The sequence below is a fragment of the Mesorhizobium sp. LHD-90 genome (assembly GCF_030929505.1).
Taxonomy (GTDB): Bacteria; Pseudomonadota; Alphaproteobacteria; order Rhizobiales; family Rhizobiaceae; genus Kumtagia.
Map to the genome: position 1 here is coordinate 61,436 of NZ_JAVFVV010000002.1, position 20,023 is coordinate 81,458.

The following is a 20,023-nucleotide window of genomic DNA, read 5'->3' on the forward strand; positions in this document are numbered from 1 at the left end:
ACATGGATCAGCGGGTAAATCCGACGCCGGAGGAAATCAGGCGGGCGCGGGACGATAATTCGAAGATGCGCGAGCGCGATCTCGCCATCCAGCTTGGCATCTCGGAGGCGGAGCTGGTCGCCGCGCATTGCGGTGTCGGCGCCGTGCGTATCGAACCGCGCGTCAACGATCTGCTTACCGGTCTCGAAGCGGTGGGCGAGGTCATGGCGCTGACCCGCAACGAAAGCGCGGTCCACGAGAAGATCGGCGTCTATGACAAGGTCTTCCCGGGTGAGCACAGCGCCATGGTGCTGGGCGCCGACATCGACTTGCGGATATTCCCCGGCGTCTGGAAACACGGCTTCGCCGTCGAGAAACGCGACGGCGAAGAAATCCGGCGCAGCCTGCAGTTCTTCGACGCGGCCGGCGAAGCCGTGCACAAGGTGCATCTACGGCCTGCTTCCAATCTCTATGCTTACCAGAAATTGGTGGCGTCGCTGGAATCGACAAACCAGTCCCCGACAATCGATATTGAGATCGGCGATGCAACGGTCGAGACGGACGATGGGTCCGTTTCTTCGGACGTGCTGCGCGAACGCTGGATCAGCCTGACCGACACGCATCAGTTCTTCGGCATGCTGCGCTCGCTGAAGATCAGCCGCCGCCGCGCCATGCGGCTTGCAGGCCCCGATCTTGCTTGGCAGCTCGACGGCGACGCGGTGGCCGCGCTGATGAATCTCGCGGCGCAGGACGCCATTCCGATCATGTGCTTCGTTGGAAGCAAGGGCTGCATCCAGATTCATTCCGGGCCGATAGCGTCGATCAAGCCGATGGGGCCGTGGATCAACGTGCTCGACGAGACGTTCCATCTGCACCTGCGCCTCGACCACATCCGCGAGACCTGGGTGGTGCGCAAGCCGACCAAGGACGGGCACGTCACCTCGGTCGAAGCCTATGACGGCGAGGGTCGGCTGATCATCCAGTTCTTCGGCAAGCGCCATGAAGGCGAGGTCGAACGCGACGATTGGCGTTTCCTGGCCGAGCACTTGCCTCGCATTCCCTGTTCTACCGCCGCGTGAAAGCTTGACATGACATCGTTCCGTATTGGCGGTTTGCCGCTGCGCCGCCTGCTCGCCGCCGTGATGTTCACGGCGGCCGCATCCGCTTCCGCGCATGCCACTGAGGGCACCAGCGTTTTCCCCGATCCCAACCGGATCGTCGCCGTGGGCGGCTCGATCACCGAGATCATCTACGCGCTGGGCGAGGAGAAGCGGCTGATCGCTCGCGATTCGACCAGCGTCTATCCCGAGGCTGCCTTCGGCTTGCCGGATGTGGGCTACATGCGGGCGCTGTCGCCGGAGGGCGTGCTGTCGGTGAAGCCCAGCGCCATCCTCGCGCTTCAGGGCAGCGGCCCCAAGGAAGCGGTCGATGTGCTGAAGAAGGCAAGCGTTCCCTATATCGAGGTGCCGGACCAGTTCGGCCATCAGGGCATTGTCGACAAGATCATGATCGTCGGCAAGGCTATCGGCGCCGACGACAAGGCAGCACAACTCGCCGCCAAGGTCGACGCCGACCTGAAGTCGGCCGAAGAGTTGACTGCCAACATTGCCGACCGCAAGCGCGTGCTGTTCGTGCTCAGCGTGCAGGACGGCAAGATCCTGGGCTCCGGCGCGGATACGGCCGCCGACGGCATCATCAAGCTGGCGGGCGGCGTCAACGCGATCCAGGGTTTTTCCGGCTATCGCCAGCTTTCGGACGAAGCGATCATCACCGCAAAACCTGATCTCATCCTGATGATGAATCGCGGCGGCAACGAGGACCATGCGGCGACAGAGGCGCAGCTTTTTTCGCTGCCCGCGATCCAGTCTACGCCGGCGGGCGAGAAGCGCAGCTTCGTGCGCATGAGCGGCTCCTATCTGCTAGGTTTCGGGCCGCGAACGGCAGACGCCATCCGTGATCTCGCCGCGAAGCTCTACGGCGACGCGATCAAGCAATAGGTCGTGCGCATATGTCGATGTCCAGCGCCGCGGCGGCAGCCGTGAATCCATCCGTTCCTGCTGCCGGTGACCGCTCGCAGCGTGCCCAGATCGTGCTGGTGCTGCTCTGTATCGCTCTGGTCGTGACGGCTGCTTTCGGCGCGTCGTCCGGCGCTTCCGACGCCTCGGCCCTGGCCGTCCTGAAGGACTGGCTGCTGCCGGGCACCGGAGCGGATGCAGTGCTGTCGGAGCGCGACCGCATCATCATCTATGACATCCGCTTGCCGCGCGTCGCCATGGGCATCATGGTTGGCGCCGCGCTGGCCGTTTCCGGCGCGGTTATGCAGGGCCTTTTCCGCAATCCGCTCGCCGACCCCGGCATTGTCGGTGTCTCGGCCGGCGCCAGCCTGGGGGCGGTGTCGGTGATCGTGCTCGGGACGACGGTGCTCGCGCCAGTCACGGCCCTGCTCGGCATCTACGCTTTGCCGCTGGCCGCCTTCGTCGGCAGCCTTGCGGTGACCCTCATTCTCTACAAGGTGGCGACGCGGCGCGGCCAGACCTCGATCGCCACCATGCTGCTGGCCGGCATCGCATTGGGCGCGATGGCGACGGCATTGACCGGCCTGCTGATCTTCGTGGCCGACGATCGGCAACTGCGCGACCTGACCTTCTGGTCGCTTGGCTCGCTCGCCGGCGCGACCTGGACGAAAGTGTTCGCTGCCGGCAGCATGGTCGTCGTGGCGCTTGCGACGACACCCTTTTTCGCACGCGGGCTCAATGCGTTGGCGTTGGGTGAAGCAAGCGCTGCGCATCTCGGTGTACCGGTGCAGCGGCTGAAGCACGGGGCGATCCTTGTTGTCTCGGCGGCCACCGGCGCCTCGGTTGCCGTCAGCGGCGGCATCGCCTTTGTCGGCATCATCGTGCCGCACCTGCTTCGACTGCTGATCGGGCCGGACAATCGTTACCTGCTGCCCTGCGCGACTCTGCTCGGCGCCTGCCTGCTGCTGCTCGCCGATGCGCTCAGCCGCACCATCGTTGCGCCGGCCGAATTGCCGATCGGCATCATCACGGCGGCCGCCGGCGGACCGTTCTTCCTGTGGATACTGCTGCGCAAGCGCGGCGTTCTCGATCTCTGAGCGGAGGGCAGGATGATCGAAGCAACGGACGTCGGCGTTTCCATCGGCAGCAAGCGCATCGTCGAAGGCGTGGCGTTCCGGGCGCTGCCGGGGCAGGTGACGGCGATCGTCGGGCCGAACGGCTCGGGCAAGACCACGTTCCTCAAGGCGCTGGCCGGCGACCTTCCGTATAGCGGACGGCTGACCTTCGAAGGCCGCGAGGTCGCGCGCATGCGGCCGAACGAGGCGGCCGGCGTGCGTGCCGTGCTCCCCCAGTCGACACAGCTTGCCTTTCCCTTCACCGTGCGCGAGATCGTGCGCCTCGGTCTGATGGGCGGCCGTTCCGGCGTACTCGCCGGCGAGGCCGAGCGCCTGCCCGAGCGGGCGCTGGCAAAGGTCGACCTCGCCGGTTTCGGTGGACGGCTCTACCAGGAGCTCTCCGGCGGCGAGCAGCAGCGCGTGCAATTGGCGCGGGTGCTCTGCCAGGTCTGGGCACCGGTGCTGGAAGGGCGGCCTCGCTACCTCTTCCTCGACGAGCCGGTGTCCAGCCTCGACATCAAGCACCAACTGGTGATCATGGACATTGCCCGCGACTATGCGCGGCGCGGCGGCGGCGTCGTGGCGATCCTGCACGATCTCAATCTGACGGCGATGTATGCGGACCACATCGCCGTCATGCATCGCGGCCGCGTCGCGGCGGCCGGTGAGCCGCGCGACGTGCTCAGCGACGGGTTGATCGAAGAAGTATTCGATTGCCGGCTGCGGGTAGGGGCATTGCCGGCGAGCGGCATGCCCTTCGTGCTGCCGCAGTCGGTGGCGCTGTAGCGCCGCGGGACAGGTTCAGGCTGCCGGGGCGGTTACCGGCGCCAGCGCCTCGATGCCCAGCAGTGAGCGCACATTGCTGCGCGACTTGACGAGATCGGCGATCGTGTGGCGTTCGAGCACGGCGAAGAAGGCGTTCAGCGCCTCGCGCAGCGCGGCGTTCAGCGCGCAACTGTCGATCAGCGGGCACTCAGCCGCGTCGTTCTCGAAACACTCCGCCATGGCGAAGTTTTCCTCGGTGACGCGCACCACGTCGAACAGGTTGATCTTGTCGGCCGGGCGTCCCAGCCGCACGCCGCCGTTCCTGCCGCGCACCGTCTCGACAAGCCTGTTCTCGACCAGCGGCTGCAGGATCTTGAACAGGAAAAGCTCGGAGACCGAATAGGCCTCGGCGATCTCCGGGATACGGCTCAGCCGCCCGTCGTTGGCCGCGCAATACATCAGGATGCGCATGGCATAGTTGGTCTGGCGTGTCAGTCGCATGGTCGCTCCTTCCGCGCACGCGTTTCGTTGCCGGAATATGGCCTATAGTTTGGAATAATTCCAGACAAGAGAATCGATTAGTTGAATTTTCCTGTCATGTTTATGGCGACCCGCGTCCGGAACGACGTTGGCAGGTTTTGCGTCTTGCCCCCTATATGAAAGACGCCGGCGCTCATTCGCTTGGCGTATCCTTGTGGAGAAGGGCGAGGCAGGGCATGGCGAACTCCGAAGTGCTGACGGCGACGGCCGAATCGCGCGAGGCGGAGAAACTGGCCGCGCTGAAGCGGACGAAACTTTTCGCTACGCTGGCGCTTGGCTTGTGCCTTGCCGTGCTGGTGGTTGCGCGATCGTTCCAGGCGCGCTGGCCGTGGCTCGGCTTCGTCGCTGCTTTCGCCGAAGCCGCGACCATCGGCGGCCTCGCCGACTGGTATGCGGTGGTCGCGCTGTTCCGCCGCCCGCTCGGTCTGCCGATCCCGCATACGGCCATCATCCCGGAGAACAGGGTGCGCATCGCCGACAATCTCGGCCGCTTCATCGAGGTGAATTTCCTGGCGCCCGGGCCGGTCAAGGCCAAGCTGGAGGAGGTGGACTTCGCGGCGCTGGTGGCCGACTGGCTGTCGGACCGGCGGCGCGCCGGCGATCTCGCCGCCTTCGTGGCGCGGCTGGCGCCGCAGGCGCTGACGGCGATCGAACAATCGGGCCTGAAGGATTTCGCCACCCGCCGCCTTGCCGAGCAGGTCGAAAAGGTGCCGGTAGCGCCGCTCGCCGCCGGTTTGCTGCAGGCCGTCACCGCCGAAGGGCGCCACCAGAAGCTGCTCGACGAGCTCACCGGGGCGCTGGCGAAAACATTCAGCGACGAGACGATGCTGGCATCGATGCGTGACAGGATAAGGTCCGAACTGCCGTCGCTGTTCAACCTGTTCCGCGCCGACGCATATCTGCTGAAGAAGATCGTCGCCTCGGCCGCATCCTTTCTCAAGGATGTACAGGACGATCCCGATCATCCGCTGCGACGCGAGTTCGATCGATTCGTCGAAAATTTCGTCGAGCGGCTGAGAACCTCCGAGGACTATGCGGAGCGCGCCGAGGCGCTGAAACGCGATCTGCTGGCGCGGCCAGAACTGCGCTCGCTCGCCGGCGACCTGTGGGGCGGCGTGCGCGCCATGATCGAACAGGATCTTGCCGCGCCGCGCTCGGCGATCCGCACCCATCTCGCGGGTATGTTCGTGAATGTCGGACGGCATCTGGCGAGCGATCCGGACATCCGCGCCGACATGAACAAGGGATTCGTCGTCTCGCTGGCGGCTTTCGTCGATAGCCAGAAGAGCGGCGTGTCGAACTTCATCGCCGAGCAAGTGAAGCGCTGGGATCTCGCCCAGCTTACTCGCGTCGTCGAACTCAACATCGGCCGCGACCTGCAATACATCCGCTTCAACGGCATGCTGATCGGCGGCCTTGCGGGCCTGATACTGTACGGCGCCGAACGCCTGCTCTGGACGAATTGACGTCAATTCCCGTCGCAGCAACGCATGCGGCGGGGCGCAGAGATGAGTACAGCATCCGATTTTGCGATTGCCGCACAACCGACTAAGAACACTATGTTTGGATGGACGAAAGGAACACGATGCGGGAAAAGGCGCCGACATTCGATGAGCTACGCGGCCTGATCGGCGAGGAGCTCGGCGTCTCGGACTGGGTGACGATCGGCCAGGACCGTATCGACCAGTTCGCCGAGTGCACCGGCGACCGCCAGTGGATCCATGTCGACGTGGAGCAGGCGAGGCGCAGGAGCCCGCTGCGCACCACCATCGCCCATGGCTATCTGTCGCTGTCGCTCATCGGCTTCTTCATCCAGGACATGCGCATCCTGCCGGACAACACGCAGGGCGCTTTCAACTACGGCATCGACCATGTGCGTTTCCTGTCGCCGGTCCGGGCCGGCGCTCGTGTGCGGCTGCGCACCACGCTGCTGTCGATGGAGGACAAGGGGCCGGGCCAATATCTCATGAAAGCCAGCAATACGATGGAAATCGAGGGCGAAGACAAGCCGGCGCTGGTCGCCGATACGCTGGTCCTGCTCTATGAAAAGCGGGTGCGGCGAGACGCCTAGCCGCCTGGCACGGGAGACGGACCTGGCTCGGCTACGTTTCTATCGTTCGAACCTGAGCAGTGGAAGACCGTCACAGCCGCCACCATCGAACGCCACCTTGGGAAATAGCCTTCGTCTGGCGCGAGGCTTGGACGCCGGAACCGGGAGGGGGCACTAATTGCCACCTTTGATCGCCACATAAAGTTTGAAAAGCTGTCCTTGCAATATCTGCCGAAAGAGCCTGCGCCATGAGCCAGACGAGCGACGCGACACGTTTCCTGATCATCGACGACCATCCGCTTTTCCGCGAGGCGCTGCATAGCGCGGTGCGCATGGCCTATCCTGAAGTCCACACCGCCGAGGCGAAGTCGATCGCCGAGGCGTTGGAGACCTTGTCTGGGCCACTGACCTTCGATCTCGCGCTGCTCGATCTCAGCATGCCGGACGTGCACGGTTTCGAGGGGCTTCTGCAGTTGCGTACCCGCCACCCGCGATTACCAGTGGTCGTGGTCTCGGGGCACGAGGATCCCAAGATCGTGTCGGAGGCGCTGTCCTACGGGGCGGCCGGGTTCATCCCGAAATCTGTCCGGAAGGACGAACTGGCTGCCGCCATCCGCTCGGTCATGGAGGGCGCGGTATACGTTCCGCAAAACTATGGCGAGCGCCCGCCCCAGCCGGATAGTGCCGACCGCGCCGATATGGTGCGGCGATTGGCCAAGCTGACGCCGCAGCAGTTGCGCGTACTGCAGATGTTGCGCCAGGGGCTGCTCAACAAGCAGATCGCCTACGAGTTACAGGTCGGCGAGACCACGGTGAAGGCTCATGTCTCGGAAATCCTGCGCAAGCTCAACGTCTACAGTCGCACCCAGGCGGTGATCGAGGTGTCGAAACTCGACAATGCGGATCTGTTTCGGGAGCATTCTGGGTTTTAGGCAGCAGGGCAGTAGGGCAGTAGGGCAGTAGGGCAGTAGGGCAGTAGGGCAGTAGGATTGCCCGCTCGAGAGCCTTCGAAATTGGCAAAAACCAAAACTTCCAGCGCTTTCGGCCGCTGGCGGATCGTTCGTCTCGGCTATTCTGCCCTACTGCCCTAAGCCAGCAAATGCGCCAGCAGTGCCCGCAATTGCGCGGGCTTCACCGGCTTGCGCATCAGTTCGATGCCGCCAGCGCGTGCCATCTGGGCGAGCGCGGGCGACGGGTCGCCCGTGATGATCAAGGCGGGAACGTCGCGCGCCAGATAGGTGCGGGCTTCGGCGATCGTCTGGCTGCCCAAGTCGCCGCCCACCAGATGCTGGTCGGCGATGATCACGTCCGGCACCCAGTCGGTATCGCCCAGCGCGCGCAACGCTTCCTTGGATGACGTCGCGGGCCGGACCGCGCATTGCCAGCGTGCGAGGAGCCCCATCATGGCTTCAAGCACGGTGAGGTCGTTCTCGATCAGCAACACTTTTGTGCCGAACAGGCCGTAGCCGCGCGGCTTTTTGGTCTCGGTGGTGGCTTCGGCGACGGCGGTCGGCAGCCGGTTAGCAAGTGCCGGCACTTCCAGCCAGAAGACGGTGCCGCGTCCGACGACGGACGAGAAGCCGATGCGGTGGCCAAGCGCGTCCGCCATTCTGCGCACGATCGACAAGCCCAACCCGAGCCCGGCGCCGGAAACGTCGCTCTCGACGGCGCCGGGACCGCGATGGAATTCCTCGAAAACCGCTTCGCGGTGATCCTGTGGGATGCCGCAGCCGGTATCGGCGATCTCGATGCGGATGAAGGTTTCGCGACGTCGCGCACCGACCAGCACGCCCCCCGAGCGGGTATAGCGGACCGCATTGGATACGATGTTTTGCAGGAGGCGGCGCAGCATCGTCTGGTCGGAGCGGACCACGGCATTGCTCGCCCGGAACCGGAATTTGAGTCCTTTCTGCTCCGCCAGGGGCTGAAAATCCGACTTTATCGACGAAAACAGTTGATCCAGCGAAATCTCCTCGACCTCGGGCAGGACCACGCCGGCGTCGAGCTTTGAAATGTCGAGCAGTGTCTGCAGCAGGTTGCCGATGGTGGTCAGCGAGCGTTCAACCTGGCCGACCAGCCGGCGGCCTTCCTCGGTGGCCTGCAGGTCCGACAACGCCGAGATCGACAGATGCGCGGCGTTGAGCGGTTGCAGCACGTCGTGGCTGGCTGCCGCGAGGAAGCGCGTCTTCGACAGATTTGCCAGTTCCGCCGCTTCCTTGGCGGCCACAAGGCCGACATTGGACTCCTCCAGTCGCCGCAGCGTGGAGCGCAGTTCCTCGGTGCGGTCGCGCACCCGGCCCTCGAGGTTGATCGCGGTCTGGAACAGCGAGAAGGCATTGCCCTGCTGATCCATGGCCCGCTCGACACGCGAGATCAGGGCGGAGTTGATCTTGCGCAGCCGCGCGACGTCGGTGATTTCGTCCATCAGCATGGAACGAACCTCATTCGGCGGCCTGGCGGCGGCCGAAAGCGATGCCGGTCAGCGTCTGGTTGAGGTGCATGGTGCGGTACTGTTCGCCATAGGTGCCGAAGCCGACGAGGTTGTTTGACCGGTACAATTCCGAAATATCGCGCAGCACCTGCCGATTGCGGGCGTCGAGGCGGCGCAGCACGCAGTCGAAGCCGAGAATCACGTCGATGCCGCCGACCTTTTCACCAACTGCGGCGAGCGCGGTACGGGTCGATTCGACCATGTCGGTGGGCTCGGCGATCGACAGCACGATGCCGTCGTCGATGGCGCAGAAAAAGGAGAGCGAGCCATCCGAGTTCAACTTCTGGATCGAGCGGCAGTAGTATTCTCCGCCGACCCGCACCACCACCGGATGCGACGCGAAACTGAGTGGCGTCAACGCGTCGGGCATGACGCCGACAGCATGTGCGAACTCTTCCGAGGCTGTCGCGGCGTTGAACTCGTGGACCACGCGGCGACTGGGATCGGAGGCTGTCACCACTAGCTTCTCGTCTGTGGGTACGAAGTTCTCCGTCTTGAAGACGTGGAAAGGCACGTCGGTCGCCACAAGCACGACCACCGCGCAATCGGTGGCGACGACGCCATCGGAAATCAGGGTGGTCGCCTCGAAACGCAGATCGTCACCGGCGGATCCGCCCACCAGCGGGATGTCATCCAGACCCCAGTGGATCGCCGCCGCCACCGATTCCTCGGCGAAGGACAGCCCGTCAATGAGGCAGAGCGCAAATGCGTTGCCCGACGAAAGTCGACCCGTATGAGCGGTGAGCGAGCGGCGCAGCGCTCCGACCTGCGAGGCGATCGCTTCCATGCCGGAGGACGACAGATGCGGGATGATGGCGGACGCGATGGTGAAGCTGCCGGCGGGAAACAGCACAGCCAGCATCTGTCCTTCCTCGATTCCCACCGGGGTAATCTCTCCGGCGGTCGAGCAGCCCGCATACCTCAGTCCCGGCGCGCAGCGCTGGATGGCATCGGAAAGCTCCTCCGCGCTGACGAGCGCCTGCGAGAAGAAGAACAGGGCAAAACCCGCGCCCGTTTCCATAGCCGTCTCGGCCACTTCGCGGGCGAAGGTGGTTGGGTCGGGCTTGTCGGTGCTGACGACCGTCAGCCCGCAGCCGTAGCTTGTCTCCGAACAGACTCGCTCCAATTCCTCCAGCCTTTCCTCCGGCCCTTGTCATTTTGCGTGTCGCGCACGCGGGTGCCGAACACATTCTTGTCCGGATGCGGGAGTTTTGCAATGCTGGGGTGGCGGGGCGTATCGTCTTAAGTACAATATACGGTCCGCAAGGGGTGGCTGCATTCTCGACCGGCGCATGGTCTGGGCTGTGGTTCCGCGCCTTGACCACCGTGACAATTCCACCTGCGGGACGCTGAAGAGCCCACCGCTGGTTACCTACCGAGGGAGGCAGGCAATATGTCGGACGTTTCTCTAACCGTGAATGGCAGAAAGGTGAGCGCGTCCGTCGAGGACCGCACGCTGCTCGTCCATTTCTTGCGGGAAAATCTGGGGCTTACGGGTACGCATGTCGGTTGCGACACATCGCAGTGCGGCGCTTGCGTCGTCCATGTAGACGGCAAGGCCGTAAAATCCTGCACCATGCTGGCCGCCCAGGCGTCCGGTTCGACTGTCGTTACCATCGAGGGTCTCGCAGATGGCGCCGACCTCCATCCGGTCCAGGCGGCCTTCAAGGAGAATCACGGGCTGCAATGCGGATTCTGCACGCCGGGAATGATCATGTCGGCGACCGACATGATCAACCGCCATCCGCAGGGCCTCGACGAGGCGACGGTGCGGGCCGAGCTGGAAGGCAACATCTGCCGCTGCACGGGATACCACAACATCGTCAAGGCGATCCTTGCTGCGTCCGAGGAGATGTCGAAGGCTGGCAAGGGCAAGGCGAAGAAGGCGGCGTGAGAGGTGAGCGGATAGGGAGTAGCGAATAGCGAATAGGGTTTTGCCCGAAAGCGTTCGCGAGGTACCGAGAAGTTCGAAGTCCAGTTCCCTATTCGCTACTCCCTATTCGCTTCTGATGGTTCGGGAGGAACATTCCAATGGGTATCGAAGGCATCGGCGCACGGGTCGCGCGCAAGGAAGACAAACGCTTCATTACCGGCAACGGGCGCTATGTCGACGACATGGTCGTGCCCGGCATGAAGCACGCGGCATTCGTGCGTAGCCCGCACGCGCATGCCGAGATCAAGAAGATCGACGTGTCGAGGGCCAAGGCCATGCCGGGCGTTATCGACGTGCTCACCGGCAAGGAACTCAAGGCCGACGGCATCGGCAACCTGATCTGCGGCTGGATGATCCACTCCAAGGACGGCACGCCGATGAAGATGGGCGCGTGGTCGCCGCTGGCCTTCGACCGGGTGCGTTATGTCGGCGACGCGGTGGTGATCGTCGTGGCCGACACCAAGGGCCAGGCGCGCGACGCGGCCGAGGCCGTCGAGGTCACCTACAAGGAGAAGAAGGCGGTGACGGAGGCCGTGGCCGCGCTGAAGAAGGGCGCCCCGCAGCTTCATCCCGAGGCCGACAGCAATTTGATCTACGATTGGGAGATCGGCGACGCCAAGGCGACGGACGCCGCCATCGCTTCCGCTGCGCATGTCACGACGATGAAAATCGTCAACAACCGGCTGGTGCCCAACGCCATGGAGCCGCGCGCCGCGCTCGGCCACTACGACAAGGGCGAGGATCATTACACCTGCTGGACGACCTCGCAGAACCCGCATGTGGCGCGTCTTGTCATGAGCGCATTCTACAATGTCGCGCCGGAGAATAAGCTGCGCGTGATTGCGCCGGATGTCGGCGGCGGCTTCGGCTCGAAGATCTTCATCTATCCCGAAGAACTCGTCTGCCTGTGGGCCTCGAAGAAGACAGGCGTGCCGGTGAAGTGGGTGGCCGACCGCACCGAGAGCTTCCTCACCGACGCGCATGGCCGCGACCATTATTCGGAGGTCCAGATGGCCTTCGACAAGGACAACCGGATCACCGGCTTCAAGGTCGACACGGTCGCCAATCTCGGGGCGTACATGTCGCTGTTTTCGTCCTCGGTGCCGACCTATCTCTATGCGACGTTGCTGTCGGGCCAGTACAATATACCGGCGATCCACGCCAATGTGCGGGCGGTCTATACCAACACCGCGCCGGTCGATGCCTATCGCGGGGCAGGGAGGCCGGAAGCCACCTATCTGGTCGAGCGCACCATGGAGACTGCGGCGCGCGAACTCGGCGTCAGCCCGGCTGAGCTTCGCCGCAAGAATTTCGTCACGCAGTTCCCGCACCAGACCCCGGTCATCATGTGTTATGACGCGGGCGACTATGCCGCATCGCTCGACGCGGCGATGAAGGAGGCCAACTATGCCGATTTTCCGGCGCGCAAGGCCGCTGCCGCCAAGAAGGGCCTGCTGCGCGGCATCGGCATGAGCTGCTACATCGAGGCATGCGGCATCGCGCCGTCGGCCGCCGTGGGCTCGCTCGGCGCCGGCGTCGGCCTGTGGGAAAGCGCCGAGGTGCGCGTCAACGCCGTCGGCACGGTGGAAGTGCTGACCGGTTCGCACAGCCATGGCCAGGGCCACGAGACCACTTTCGCCCAACTCGTTTCCGACCGGTTCGGCGTGCCGATCGACAGCGTGTCGATCGTGCATGGCGACACCGACAAGGTGCAGATGGGCATGGGCACCTACGGCTCGCGTTCCGGCGCGGTCGGCATGTCGGCGATCGTCAAGGCGCTCGACAAGGTCGAGGCCAAGGCCAAGAAGATCGCCGCTCACTTGATGGAAGCCGACGAGGGCGACATCGTCATCGAGAACGGCGCGCTGAAGGTGGCCGGCACCGACAAGACCGTGCCGTGGTTCCAGATGGCGCTCGCCGCCTACACCGCGCACAATCTGCCGTCGGGCATGGAGCCGGGCCTGAAGGAGGGAGCGTTCTACGATCCGTCCAACTTCACCTTTCCGGCCGGCTGCTACATCTGCGAGGTCGAGATCGATCCGGACACCGGCGTGACGAAAATCATCCAGTTCGTGGCGGCGGACGATTTCGGCAACGTCATCAACCCGATGATCGTCGAGGGCCAGGTGCATGGCGGCATCGCCCAGGGCGTCGGCCAGGCGCTGCTCGAAGGCGCCCACTATGACGCGAGTGGACAGCTTTTGACGGCGAGCTACATGGACTACACCATGCCGCGCGCCGACGACCTGCCGTCGTTCAAGGTCTCGACCTCGAACACGCCTTGCCCGGGCAATCCGCTCGGCATCAAGGGCTGCGGCGAGGCCGGCGCCATCGGCTCGCCGCCGGCGGTCATCAACGCCATCACCGACGCGCTCGGTATCGCCGACCTCACCATGCCGGCGACACCGCAGAAGGTGTGGGCGGCGGCGCAGGCCGTGAAGCACTGAAAAGAAGCGAATTGAAAAAGCGAATAGCGAATAGGGAGTAGCGAATAGGGAAAAGAAGCGCAGGGCGGTGGGAAGCACTCCCCTATTCGCTACTCCCTATTCGCTCTTCTCCCGGAGGGAGAAACCATATGTATTCCGTCAACTACCACCGCGCATCGTCGGTCGCCGACGCGGCAAAACTGTCCAAGAAGGGCGACGCGAAATTCCTGTCCGGCGGCATGACGCTGATCCCGGCGATGAAGACGCGGCTCGCCGCGCCGTCGGACCTTGTCGACCTGACGTATATCGCCGAGCTCAAGGGCATCACGGTGTCGGGCAAGACGGTCACCATCGGCGGCGCAACAACGCACGCCGAGGTCGCCGCCAACGCCAAGCTGAAATCCGTCTGCCCGGCGATCTGCCATCTGGCCGCACATATCGGCGACCCACATGTGCGGCATCGCGGCACCATCGGCGGGTCGATCGCCAACAACGACCCGGCTGCCGACTACCCTGCGGCTTTGCTGGCGCTCAGTGCCACCATCGTCACCAACAAGCGCGAGATTTCGGCGGACAAATACTTTACCGGCCTGTTCGAGACTGCGCTGAAGGAGGGTGAGATCGTCACCGGTGTGACCTTCACCGCGCCCGCCAAGGCCGGGTACTCGAAATTCCCGAACCCGGCCTCGCGTTATGCCATGACCGGCGTGTTCGTCGCCAAGGGCAAGGACGGCGTGCGTGTCGCGGTGACAGGGGCCGGCGAGGACGGCGTCTTCCGCTCCAAGCCGATCGAGGCCGCACTGGCCAAGAAGTTCGATGCAGCCGCGCTGGAGGGCGTGTCGGTGCCGAGTGCCGGGCTGATGAGCGATCTCCACGCCTCGGCCGAATACCGCGCCAATCTGGTGGTCGTCATGGCCAAGCGGGCTGTGGCTGCGGCCAACGCATAGCGCGCAAACAGGCTTGAACTCGGACGGAGTATGCAACTCCGTCCGGCTTTTCGGGACTCTCCCTCCCAGGATTTGCTCTGGCACCGGCGTGCGCCAACGCCGGATGAGTGCTATGGTCTTTTTTTGTTCTGATCTACTGAGTATTATGCTCGGGATGGTGCGGAACATTGAAGCCAAGGGGGAGGTTATGACCGCATTCAATGTTGTTCGCTATCGCGTCAGGCCGGAATTCGAGGAAGAATTTCTTCGCCTGAACAGGGAGGTCGACCGATCGGACCTTGCCGGCCTGCGCAGCGCTTCGCTGATCAAGACAGGCGAACGTTCCTATTGCATGATCGGCGAGTGGGACAGCATGGAAAGCATCGTGGCGGCCCGGCCCCTGATGGTCAGGAACCTGGAAAGGGGGCGGGGGATGCTGGAAGACCTTGGCGAGGGCCGCGGCGTTACTGATGCGGTGTCCGGCGAGGTCGTCTCCGAACTTCATCGCCGGGGTTAGCCGATATAAGGTCGTGCATCGCCGGTGCGCGCACCGGCGATGCTTTTTGACTGGCGCGAAGACTTGCTATCCGAATTTCGGGTCGAGGCTACCGCTCTTGTAACGCTTCGCCATCTCCGCCACCGGCAGCGGCTTGATCTTTTGGGCATTGCCGGCGGTGCCGAACTCTTCCAGCCGCTGCTTGCAGAGTTTCGTCATCGCCGCCATCGCCGGCTTGAGGTACTTGCGCGGGTCGAACTCGCTCGGGTCTTCCGACAGAACCTTGCGGATCTGGCCGGTCAGCGCCATGCGGTTGTCGGTGTCGATGTTGATCTTGCGCACGCCGTTCTTGATGCCGCGCTGGATCTCTTCCACCGGCACGCCCCAGGTCGGCTTCATCTTGCCGCCATAGCGGTTGATGATTTCCTGAAGGTCTTCCGGCACCGAGGACGAGCCGTGCATGACCAGATGCGTGTTCGGCAGCTTTTTGTGGATTTCCTCGATGACATGCATGGCGAGCACGGCGCCATCGGGCTTGCGCGAAAACTTGTAGGCGCCGTGCGAGGTGCCCATGGCGATTGCCAGCGCGTCGACCTTGGTCTCGGCGACGAACTTCACCGCCTCGTCCGGATTGGTCAGCAACTGGTCGTGGGAAAGCTTGCCCTCGGCGCCATGGCCGTCTTCCTTGTCGCCCATGCCGGTCTCCAGCGAGCCGAGCACGCCGAGTTCGCCCTCGACCGAAATGCCGCCGAGATGCGCCATGTCGGTCACGGTTTTGGTCACGCCGACATTGTAGTCCCAGTCTCCGGGCGTCTTGCCGTCGGCCTTCAGCGAGCCGTCCATCATCACCGAGGTGAAGCCGGCCTGGATCGCCGTCATGCAGGTGCCCGGCTCGTTGCCATGGTCGAGATGCACGCAGACAGGGATGTGCGGGTAGATCTCGGTCAGCGCGTCCATCATGTGCTTCAACATGATGTCGTTGGCATAGGCGCGGGCGCCGCGCGAGGCCTGCAGGATCACCGGAGCGTCGACCGCATCCGCCGCTTCCATGATCGCCAGCGCCTGCTCCATATTGTTGATGTTGAACGCAGGCACGCCGTAGCTGTGCTCGGCGGCATGGTCGAGCAACTGGCGAAGGGTGATCCGGGCCATGCAGTCTATCTCCTTACGATGGGGCAAATCTGGATGCGCCCGACGCCATAGTGGAAAATGTTTCGAGAAAACAGCCGCTTTTCCGGCTTTTTGCAAAGTATCCGGTTCCTATCCGCCGCACGATGCGGCATTGCTCCACCTGAACCGATTGAAAGGACTCTTGGCGTGACTTCTTATTTTGTCGGCACCAGCTGGAAGATGAACAAGACTCTGGCTGAAGCTTTGGATTTCGCCGAAACGCTGAAGGCGTTCCTGCCGGGATTCGATCAGCGCATCCAGCCTTTTGTCGTGCCGCCATTCACCGCCGGACGTCAGGTGAAGACTGCGCTCGCCGGTACGAATATCAAGGTTGGGGCGCAGAACATGCACTGGGAAGATTCCGGCGCCTGGACAGGCGAGATATCGCCGCTGATGCTCAAGGATTGCGGGCTCGACTGGGTCGAACTCGGCCACAGCGAGCGGCGCGAGCATTTCGCGGAAACCGACCGGACGGTTGGCCTGAAGACGGCGGCGGCGGTGCGCCATGGGCTGGTGCCGCTGATCTGCGTCGGCGAAACGCTTGCCGAGCGCGAGGCGGGCAGGGCGGACGAGGTTCTGGCGGCGCAGGTGAGGGGGGCGCTGCAATTCCTTGATGATGCGGGAAAATCCACGCAAATCCTGTTTGCCTACGAGCCGGTTTGGGCAATCGGCGAGAGGGGTATCCCGGCGAGCGCCGATTATGCGGACAAGCAGCAGGCACTGATCAAGCTGGTGGCCGGCGCAATCCTGCCCGCCGCGCCGCCGGTGCTCTACGGCGGCAGCGTTAATCCCGGCAACACGGCGGAACTGATTTCACAGCCTCATATCGACGGGCTGTTTATCGGCCGCTCCGCCTGGCGGGCGGAAGGGTTCATCGAGATTCTGAAAAGGGCGTCGGCGGCGATTGGATAGCGCAGCCCTTATCTTTCTTGTCGAGGGGAGGGATTCAGTTTGCCACCGCATCCCGTATAGCCTCGATCACCACCACCGCCGAGGCCGCGCCTGGATCCATGTGCCCCAACGAGCGTTCGCCGAGGCGTTCGGCCCGGCCCTTGGCGGCCACCATGCCTTTCGTCGCTTCCGCCCCGGCCTTCGCGGCGCTGACGGCTGCCTCCAGCGACGCAGCCAGACCACCTCCCGCCGAAATGCATTCGCCGGCTGCGTCTGCCGCCGGCAGCCAGGCGTCGATCATCGTCTTTTCGCCGCGTTCGGCCTTGCCGCGATCCTGGATGCCTTTTGCCATCGCCTGGAAGGCGGCCACGAAATCCGCATCCGTCAGCGCCGCCTTGCCCTTAGCCGATGCGCCGGCGCGCATGAGGGCGGTGGCGTAGAGCGGACCGGAAGAGGCGCCGACGGCGTTCAGGAAGGATTTCGCCGCCGTATTGAACACCGTCGTCGGGTCGGCGGCGGGATCAAGCGCGGCAAGTGCGTCGCGTGCAGCGGAAAAGCCCAGCGACATCGCGATGCCGTGGTCGGCGTCGCCGATCACGCCGTCCAGCGCGCAGAGCCGGTCCTTTTCGGCCTCGATCGCGGCGGCGATCTTTCCGAACATGACGACGAGGCGAGCGGCGGTGATGTCGGTCATTCTATCGTCCGGATTGTTCTGGCTTATGTGTCGTCGGGCGCTGTAGCGGGTCAGCCGGCACGGAACATGGCGCAATCGCAGGGCCGGTCCAGCATCTCCTGCAATTCGCCGTCGAGGCGGTGCAGCGTCACTGAGGCCCCCGCCATTTCCAGCGATGTGCAATAGGGGCCGACCCAGGTGGCGTGGACGCCGACGCCGCTATCGGCCAGGCGCTGCTGGACGCGGCGGTTCATGATGTAGAGTTCCATCAGCGGCGTTGAGCCGAGCGAATTCACCAGAACCGCAACCCTGTCGCCGCGCGAGGGAACCATCTCCGCAAAAATCCGGTCGAGCATGTCGTCGACGATCTCGTCGGCGGTTCTCAGTTTGCCACGCTGGACACCCGGTTCGCCATGGATGCCCATGCCGATCTCCATCTCGTCGTCGCCGATCTCGAAATTCGGCTTTCGCGTCTGCGGCAACGAGCAGGGCGACAGCGCGACGCCCATGGTGAATGTCTGGTCGTTGGCCTTTCGCGCGATGCGCTCGACCTCGTCGAGGGAAAACATCTTGTCGGCGGCCGCGCCGCTCGCCTTGAACACGAAAAAATTGCCGGCGACGCCGCGCCGCTTCGCCTTGACCGAGGTGGCGACGTCGTCGGTGGTGAGCACGGTGCGCACCTCGATGTCGTCCATCGCCGCCATCTCGGCGGCCATGTCGAAATTCATCACGTCGCCGGCATAGTTGCCGTACTGGAAGATCACGCCGGCGCCGCCATTGACCGCCTTGGCGCATTCGAGGATCGGGTCGGGGGGCGGCGAGGCGAAGACGTTGCCGACCGCACAGCCATCGGCAAGGCCCTTGCCGACATAGCCCAGAAAAGTCGGCTCGTGGCCGGAGCCGCCGCCGATGACGATGCCGACTTTTCCCGGGCGCGGGCCGTTCCTGGCCACGATCGAACGCGGGCTGCCGGGGACGGCGAAAAGGTGGTTGGGATGGGCGGCGAGCACGCCTTCCAGCATTTCGTCGACGGCCTTGTTGCCGTCATTGATGATCTTCTTGGTCTGCAAGGACGTCCTCCCGGTATGCGATGCGCGATACTACGCGGCGCGGCGCGGAATGCCAGCCTCGCGACGCCTATCGAGGTGGTGCTGGGGCCTGCACCAACGTCCGTGATTTGACACCGCCGCATGGGTCCGGCATGAGCGGCATCGAAAATCCCTCAACGAAATCACCCGATACAGCCCATGCTCGATATCAAATGGATTCGCGAAAAGCCGCAGGCCCTGATCGATGCGCTGGTGAAGCGCCAATGGTCGGAGGACGAGGCGCGGTCGGCGGTCGATGATTTAATTTTCAAGGACGAGACGCGCCGCGCCCATCTTGGTGAGTTGCAGGTAAAGCAGGAGCGCCGCAACGCCGCCTCGCGCGAGATCGGTAACGCCATGCGCAACAAGGACATGGCGCTGGCGGAAACGCTGAAGGACGAGGTCAACGGCATCAAGGCGTGGCTGTCCGGCGCCGAGCAGGTCGAGCGCGACAACGACCAGGCGCTCGAGGATGCGCTGGCGGTGCTTCCCAACGTGCCGCTGGATGACGTGCCGGTGGGCGCTGACGAGCACGGCAATGTAGAGGTCCGCAAGGTCGGCGAGGTCAGGCCCCGCCCGAACTGGGTCAAGGAGCATTTCGAGATCGGCGAGGCGCTCGGCTTCATGGACTTCGAACGCGCGGCGAAACTGTCGGGCGCCCGCTTCACCGTGCTGAAGGGCCAATTGGCCCGGCTCGAACGTGCGCTCGGCCAGTTCATGCTCGACCTCCACACGACCGAGCATGGCTACATGGAAGTGCAGCCGCCGCTGATGGTCCGCGATGATGTGCTTTTCGGCACTGGCAACCTCCCGAAATTCGAGGACGACCTATTTTTCGTGCCGCACGGCGAAAGCCGTCTCGGCCTCATCCCCACCGCCGAGGTCCCGCTGACCAACCTCGTGCGCCAGGAAATCCTCAGGCATGATCAGTTGCCGCTGCGCTGCACCGCGCTAACGCCGTGCTTCCGCTCGGAAGCCGGCTCGGCCGGGCGTGACACGCGCGGCATGCTGCGCCAGCACCAGTTCTACAAGGTCGAACTGGTGTCGATCACCGATCAGGAAAACTCCATCGCCGAGCACGAGCGCATGACCCAGTGCGCGGAAGAGGTCTTGAAACGCCTCGGCCTGCCGTTCCGTACGGTGACGCTCTGCACCGGCGACATGGGGTTCGGCGCCCGCAAGACTTATGACATCGAGGTGTGGCTGCCCGGCCAGAACGCGTATCGCGAGATCTCGTCCTGCTCGGTCTGCGGCGATTTCCAGGCTCGCCGCATGGACGCCCGCTACAGGGACAAGGGCGGCAAGGGCAATCTGTTCGTGCACACGCTGAACGGATCCGGCGTGGCCGTGGGACGGGCGTTGATTGCCGTCATCGAGAATTACCAGAACCAGGATGGTTCCGTTAGCATTCCTGAAGCATTGCGCCCCTATATGGGTGGGCTCGAAAAGATCGGGGCTGCCTGAA

At 64.0% G+C, this 20,023-nt stretch carries 19 protein-coding genes; 13 read left to right on the plus strand and 6 right to left on the minus strand.

All coding sequences use genetic code 11. The features are described 5' to 3' along the window. Positions 1–2 precede the first annotated feature (2 nt). Genes RB623_RS02460 through RB623_RS02475 form a run of 4 tightly spaced genes read left to right on the plus strand, consistent with a single transcriptional unit; the run spans position 3 to position 3,895 of the window. Entirely contained in the window at positions 3–1,058 is a 1,056-nt protein-coding gene (locus RB623_RS02460) for a ChuX/HutX family heme-like substrate-binding protein (protein WP_308055168.1), read from the plus strand. Positions 1,059–1,067: 9 nt separating this feature from the next. Then, positions 1,068–1,976, plus strand: coding sequence for an ABC transporter substrate-binding protein (locus tag RB623_RS02465; RefSeq protein WP_308055169.1), 909 nt, complete (start codon positions 1,068–1,070; stop codon positions 1,974–1,976). A gap of 11 nt (positions 1,977–1,987) precedes the next feature. Further along, positions 1,988–3,091, plus strand: a complete 1,104-nt coding sequence (locus tag RB623_RS02470) for an iron ABC transporter permease (RefSeq protein ID WP_308055170.1) — start codon at positions 1,988–1,990, stop codon at positions 3,089–3,091. A gap of 12 nt (positions 3,092–3,103) precedes the next feature. Then, positions 3,104–3,895 carry a heme ABC transporter ATP-binding protein gene (locus RB623_RS02475; protein ID WP_308055171.1) on the plus strand — a complete coding sequence of 264 codons (792 nt, stop codon included), beginning with the start codon at positions 3,104–3,106 and terminating at the stop codon, positions 3,893–3,895. A gap of 15 nt (positions 3,896–3,910) precedes the next feature. Here RB623_RS02475 and rirA read toward each other — a convergent pair whose 3' ends face one another. After that, on the minus strand, positions 3,911–4,375 hold the full coding sequence (rirA, locus tag RB623_RS02480; protein WP_308055172.1) for an iron-responsive transcriptional regulator RirA: 465 nt from the start codon (positions 4,373–4,375) through the stop codon (positions 3,911–3,913). 215 nt (positions 4,376–4,590) lie between these two features. On the opposite strand from rirA, the gene RB623_RS02485 reads away from it, so the two are divergent. From RB623_RS02485 to RB623_RS02495, 3 genes are all read left to right on the plus strand, one after another. Continuing rightward, on the plus strand, positions 4,591–5,880 hold the full coding sequence (locus RB623_RS02485) for a DUF445 family protein (RefSeq protein ID WP_308055173.1): 1,290 nt from the start codon (positions 4,591–4,593) through the stop codon (positions 5,878–5,880). Positions 5,881–5,981: 101 nt separating this feature from the next. Next, the gene (locus tag RB623_RS02490; RefSeq protein WP_308055174.1) at positions 5,982–6,485 is read left to right on the plus strand and encodes a MaoC family dehydratase; all 504 of its coding nucleotides are present in this window, start codon (positions 5,982–5,984) and stop codon (positions 6,483–6,485) included. Between the two features lie 227 nt (positions 6,486–6,712). Then, positions 6,713–7,396, plus strand: coding sequence for a response regulator transcription factor (locus RB623_RS02495; RefSeq protein WP_308055175.1), 684 nt, complete (start codon positions 6,713–6,715; stop codon positions 7,394–7,396). A gap of 155 nt (positions 7,397–7,551) precedes the next feature. Here RB623_RS02495 and RB623_RS02500 read toward each other — a convergent pair whose 3' ends face one another. Both RB623_RS02500 and RB623_RS02505 read right to left on the minus strand, forming a co-directional pair. After that, positions 7,552–8,895 (minus strand): hybrid sensor histidine kinase/response regulator, encoded by a 1,344-nt coding sequence (locus tag RB623_RS02500; protein ID WP_308055176.1) that lies wholly within the window; start codon positions 8,893–8,895, stop codon positions 7,552–7,554. A 10-nt stretch (positions 8,896–8,905) separates the two neighbouring features. Beyond that, positions 8,906–10,081, minus strand: a complete 1,176-nt coding sequence (locus RB623_RS02505) for an FIST N-terminal domain-containing protein (RefSeq protein WP_308055177.1) — start codon at positions 10,079–10,081, stop codon at positions 8,906–8,908. Positions 10,082–10,348: 267 nt separating this feature from the next. On the opposite strand from RB623_RS02505, the gene RB623_RS02510 reads away from it, so the two are divergent. From RB623_RS02510 to RB623_RS02525, 4 genes are all read left to right on the plus strand, one after another. Further along, the gene (locus tag RB623_RS02510; RefSeq protein ID WP_308055178.1) at positions 10,349–10,849 is read left to right on the plus strand and encodes a 2Fe-2S iron-sulfur cluster-binding protein; all 501 of its coding nucleotides are present in this window, start codon (positions 10,349–10,351) and stop codon (positions 10,847–10,849) included. A 137-nt stretch (positions 10,850–10,986) separates the two neighbouring features. Continuing rightward, positions 10,987–13,335: a xanthine dehydrogenase family protein molybdopterin-binding subunit gene (locus RB623_RS02515; RefSeq protein WP_308055179.1), complete on the plus strand. Its 2,349-nt coding sequence runs from the start codon at positions 10,987–10,989 to the stop codon at positions 13,333–13,335. 128 nt (positions 13,336–13,463) lie between these two features. Then, the gene (locus RB623_RS02520; RefSeq protein ID WP_308055180.1) at positions 13,464–14,261 is read left to right on the plus strand and encodes a xanthine dehydrogenase family protein subunit M; all 798 of its coding nucleotides are present in this window, start codon (positions 13,464–13,466) and stop codon (positions 14,259–14,261) included. Between the two features lie 112 nt (positions 14,262–14,373). Continuing rightward, entirely contained in the window at positions 14,374–14,757 is a 384-nt protein-coding gene (locus tag RB623_RS02525) for an antibiotic biosynthesis monooxygenase (RefSeq protein WP_308055181.1), read from the plus strand. A gap of 66 nt (positions 14,758–14,823) precedes the next feature. Here the strand turns inward: RB623_RS02525 and fba are convergent, their stop codons facing one another. Then, positions 14,824–15,888: a class II fructose-bisphosphate aldolase gene (gene fba, locus RB623_RS02530; RefSeq protein WP_308055182.1), complete on the minus strand. Its 1,065-nt coding sequence runs from the start codon at positions 15,886–15,888 to the stop codon at positions 14,824–14,826. A gap of 165 nt (positions 15,889–16,053) precedes the next feature. On the opposite strand from fba, the gene RB623_RS02535 reads away from it, so the two are divergent. Then, entirely contained in the window at positions 16,054–16,818 is a 765-nt protein-coding gene (locus RB623_RS02535) for a triose-phosphate isomerase (RefSeq protein ID WP_308055183.1), read from the plus strand. A gap of 34 nt (positions 16,819–16,852) precedes the next feature. Here the strand turns inward: RB623_RS02535 and dhaL are convergent, their stop codons facing one another. Further along, positions 16,853–17,491, minus strand: a complete 639-nt coding sequence (gene dhaL / locus RB623_RS02540) for a dihydroxyacetone kinase subunit DhaL (RefSeq protein ID WP_308055184.1) — start codon at positions 17,489–17,491, stop codon at positions 16,853–16,855. Between the two features lie 50 nt (positions 17,492–17,541). Beyond that, positions 17,542–18,540, minus strand: a complete 999-nt coding sequence (locus tag RB623_RS02545; RefSeq protein ID WP_308055185.1) for a dihydroxyacetone kinase subunit DhaK — start codon at positions 18,538–18,540, stop codon at positions 17,542–17,544. Between the two features lie 177 nt (positions 18,541–18,717). Between RB623_RS02545 and serS the strand changes: the two genes are divergently transcribed. Then, positions 18,718–20,022 (plus strand): serine--tRNA ligase, encoded by a 1,305-nt coding sequence (gene serS, locus RB623_RS02550; RefSeq protein ID WP_308055186.1) that lies wholly within the window; start codon positions 18,718–18,720, stop codon positions 20,020–20,022. The last annotated feature ends 1 nt before the right edge of the window (position 20,023 follow it).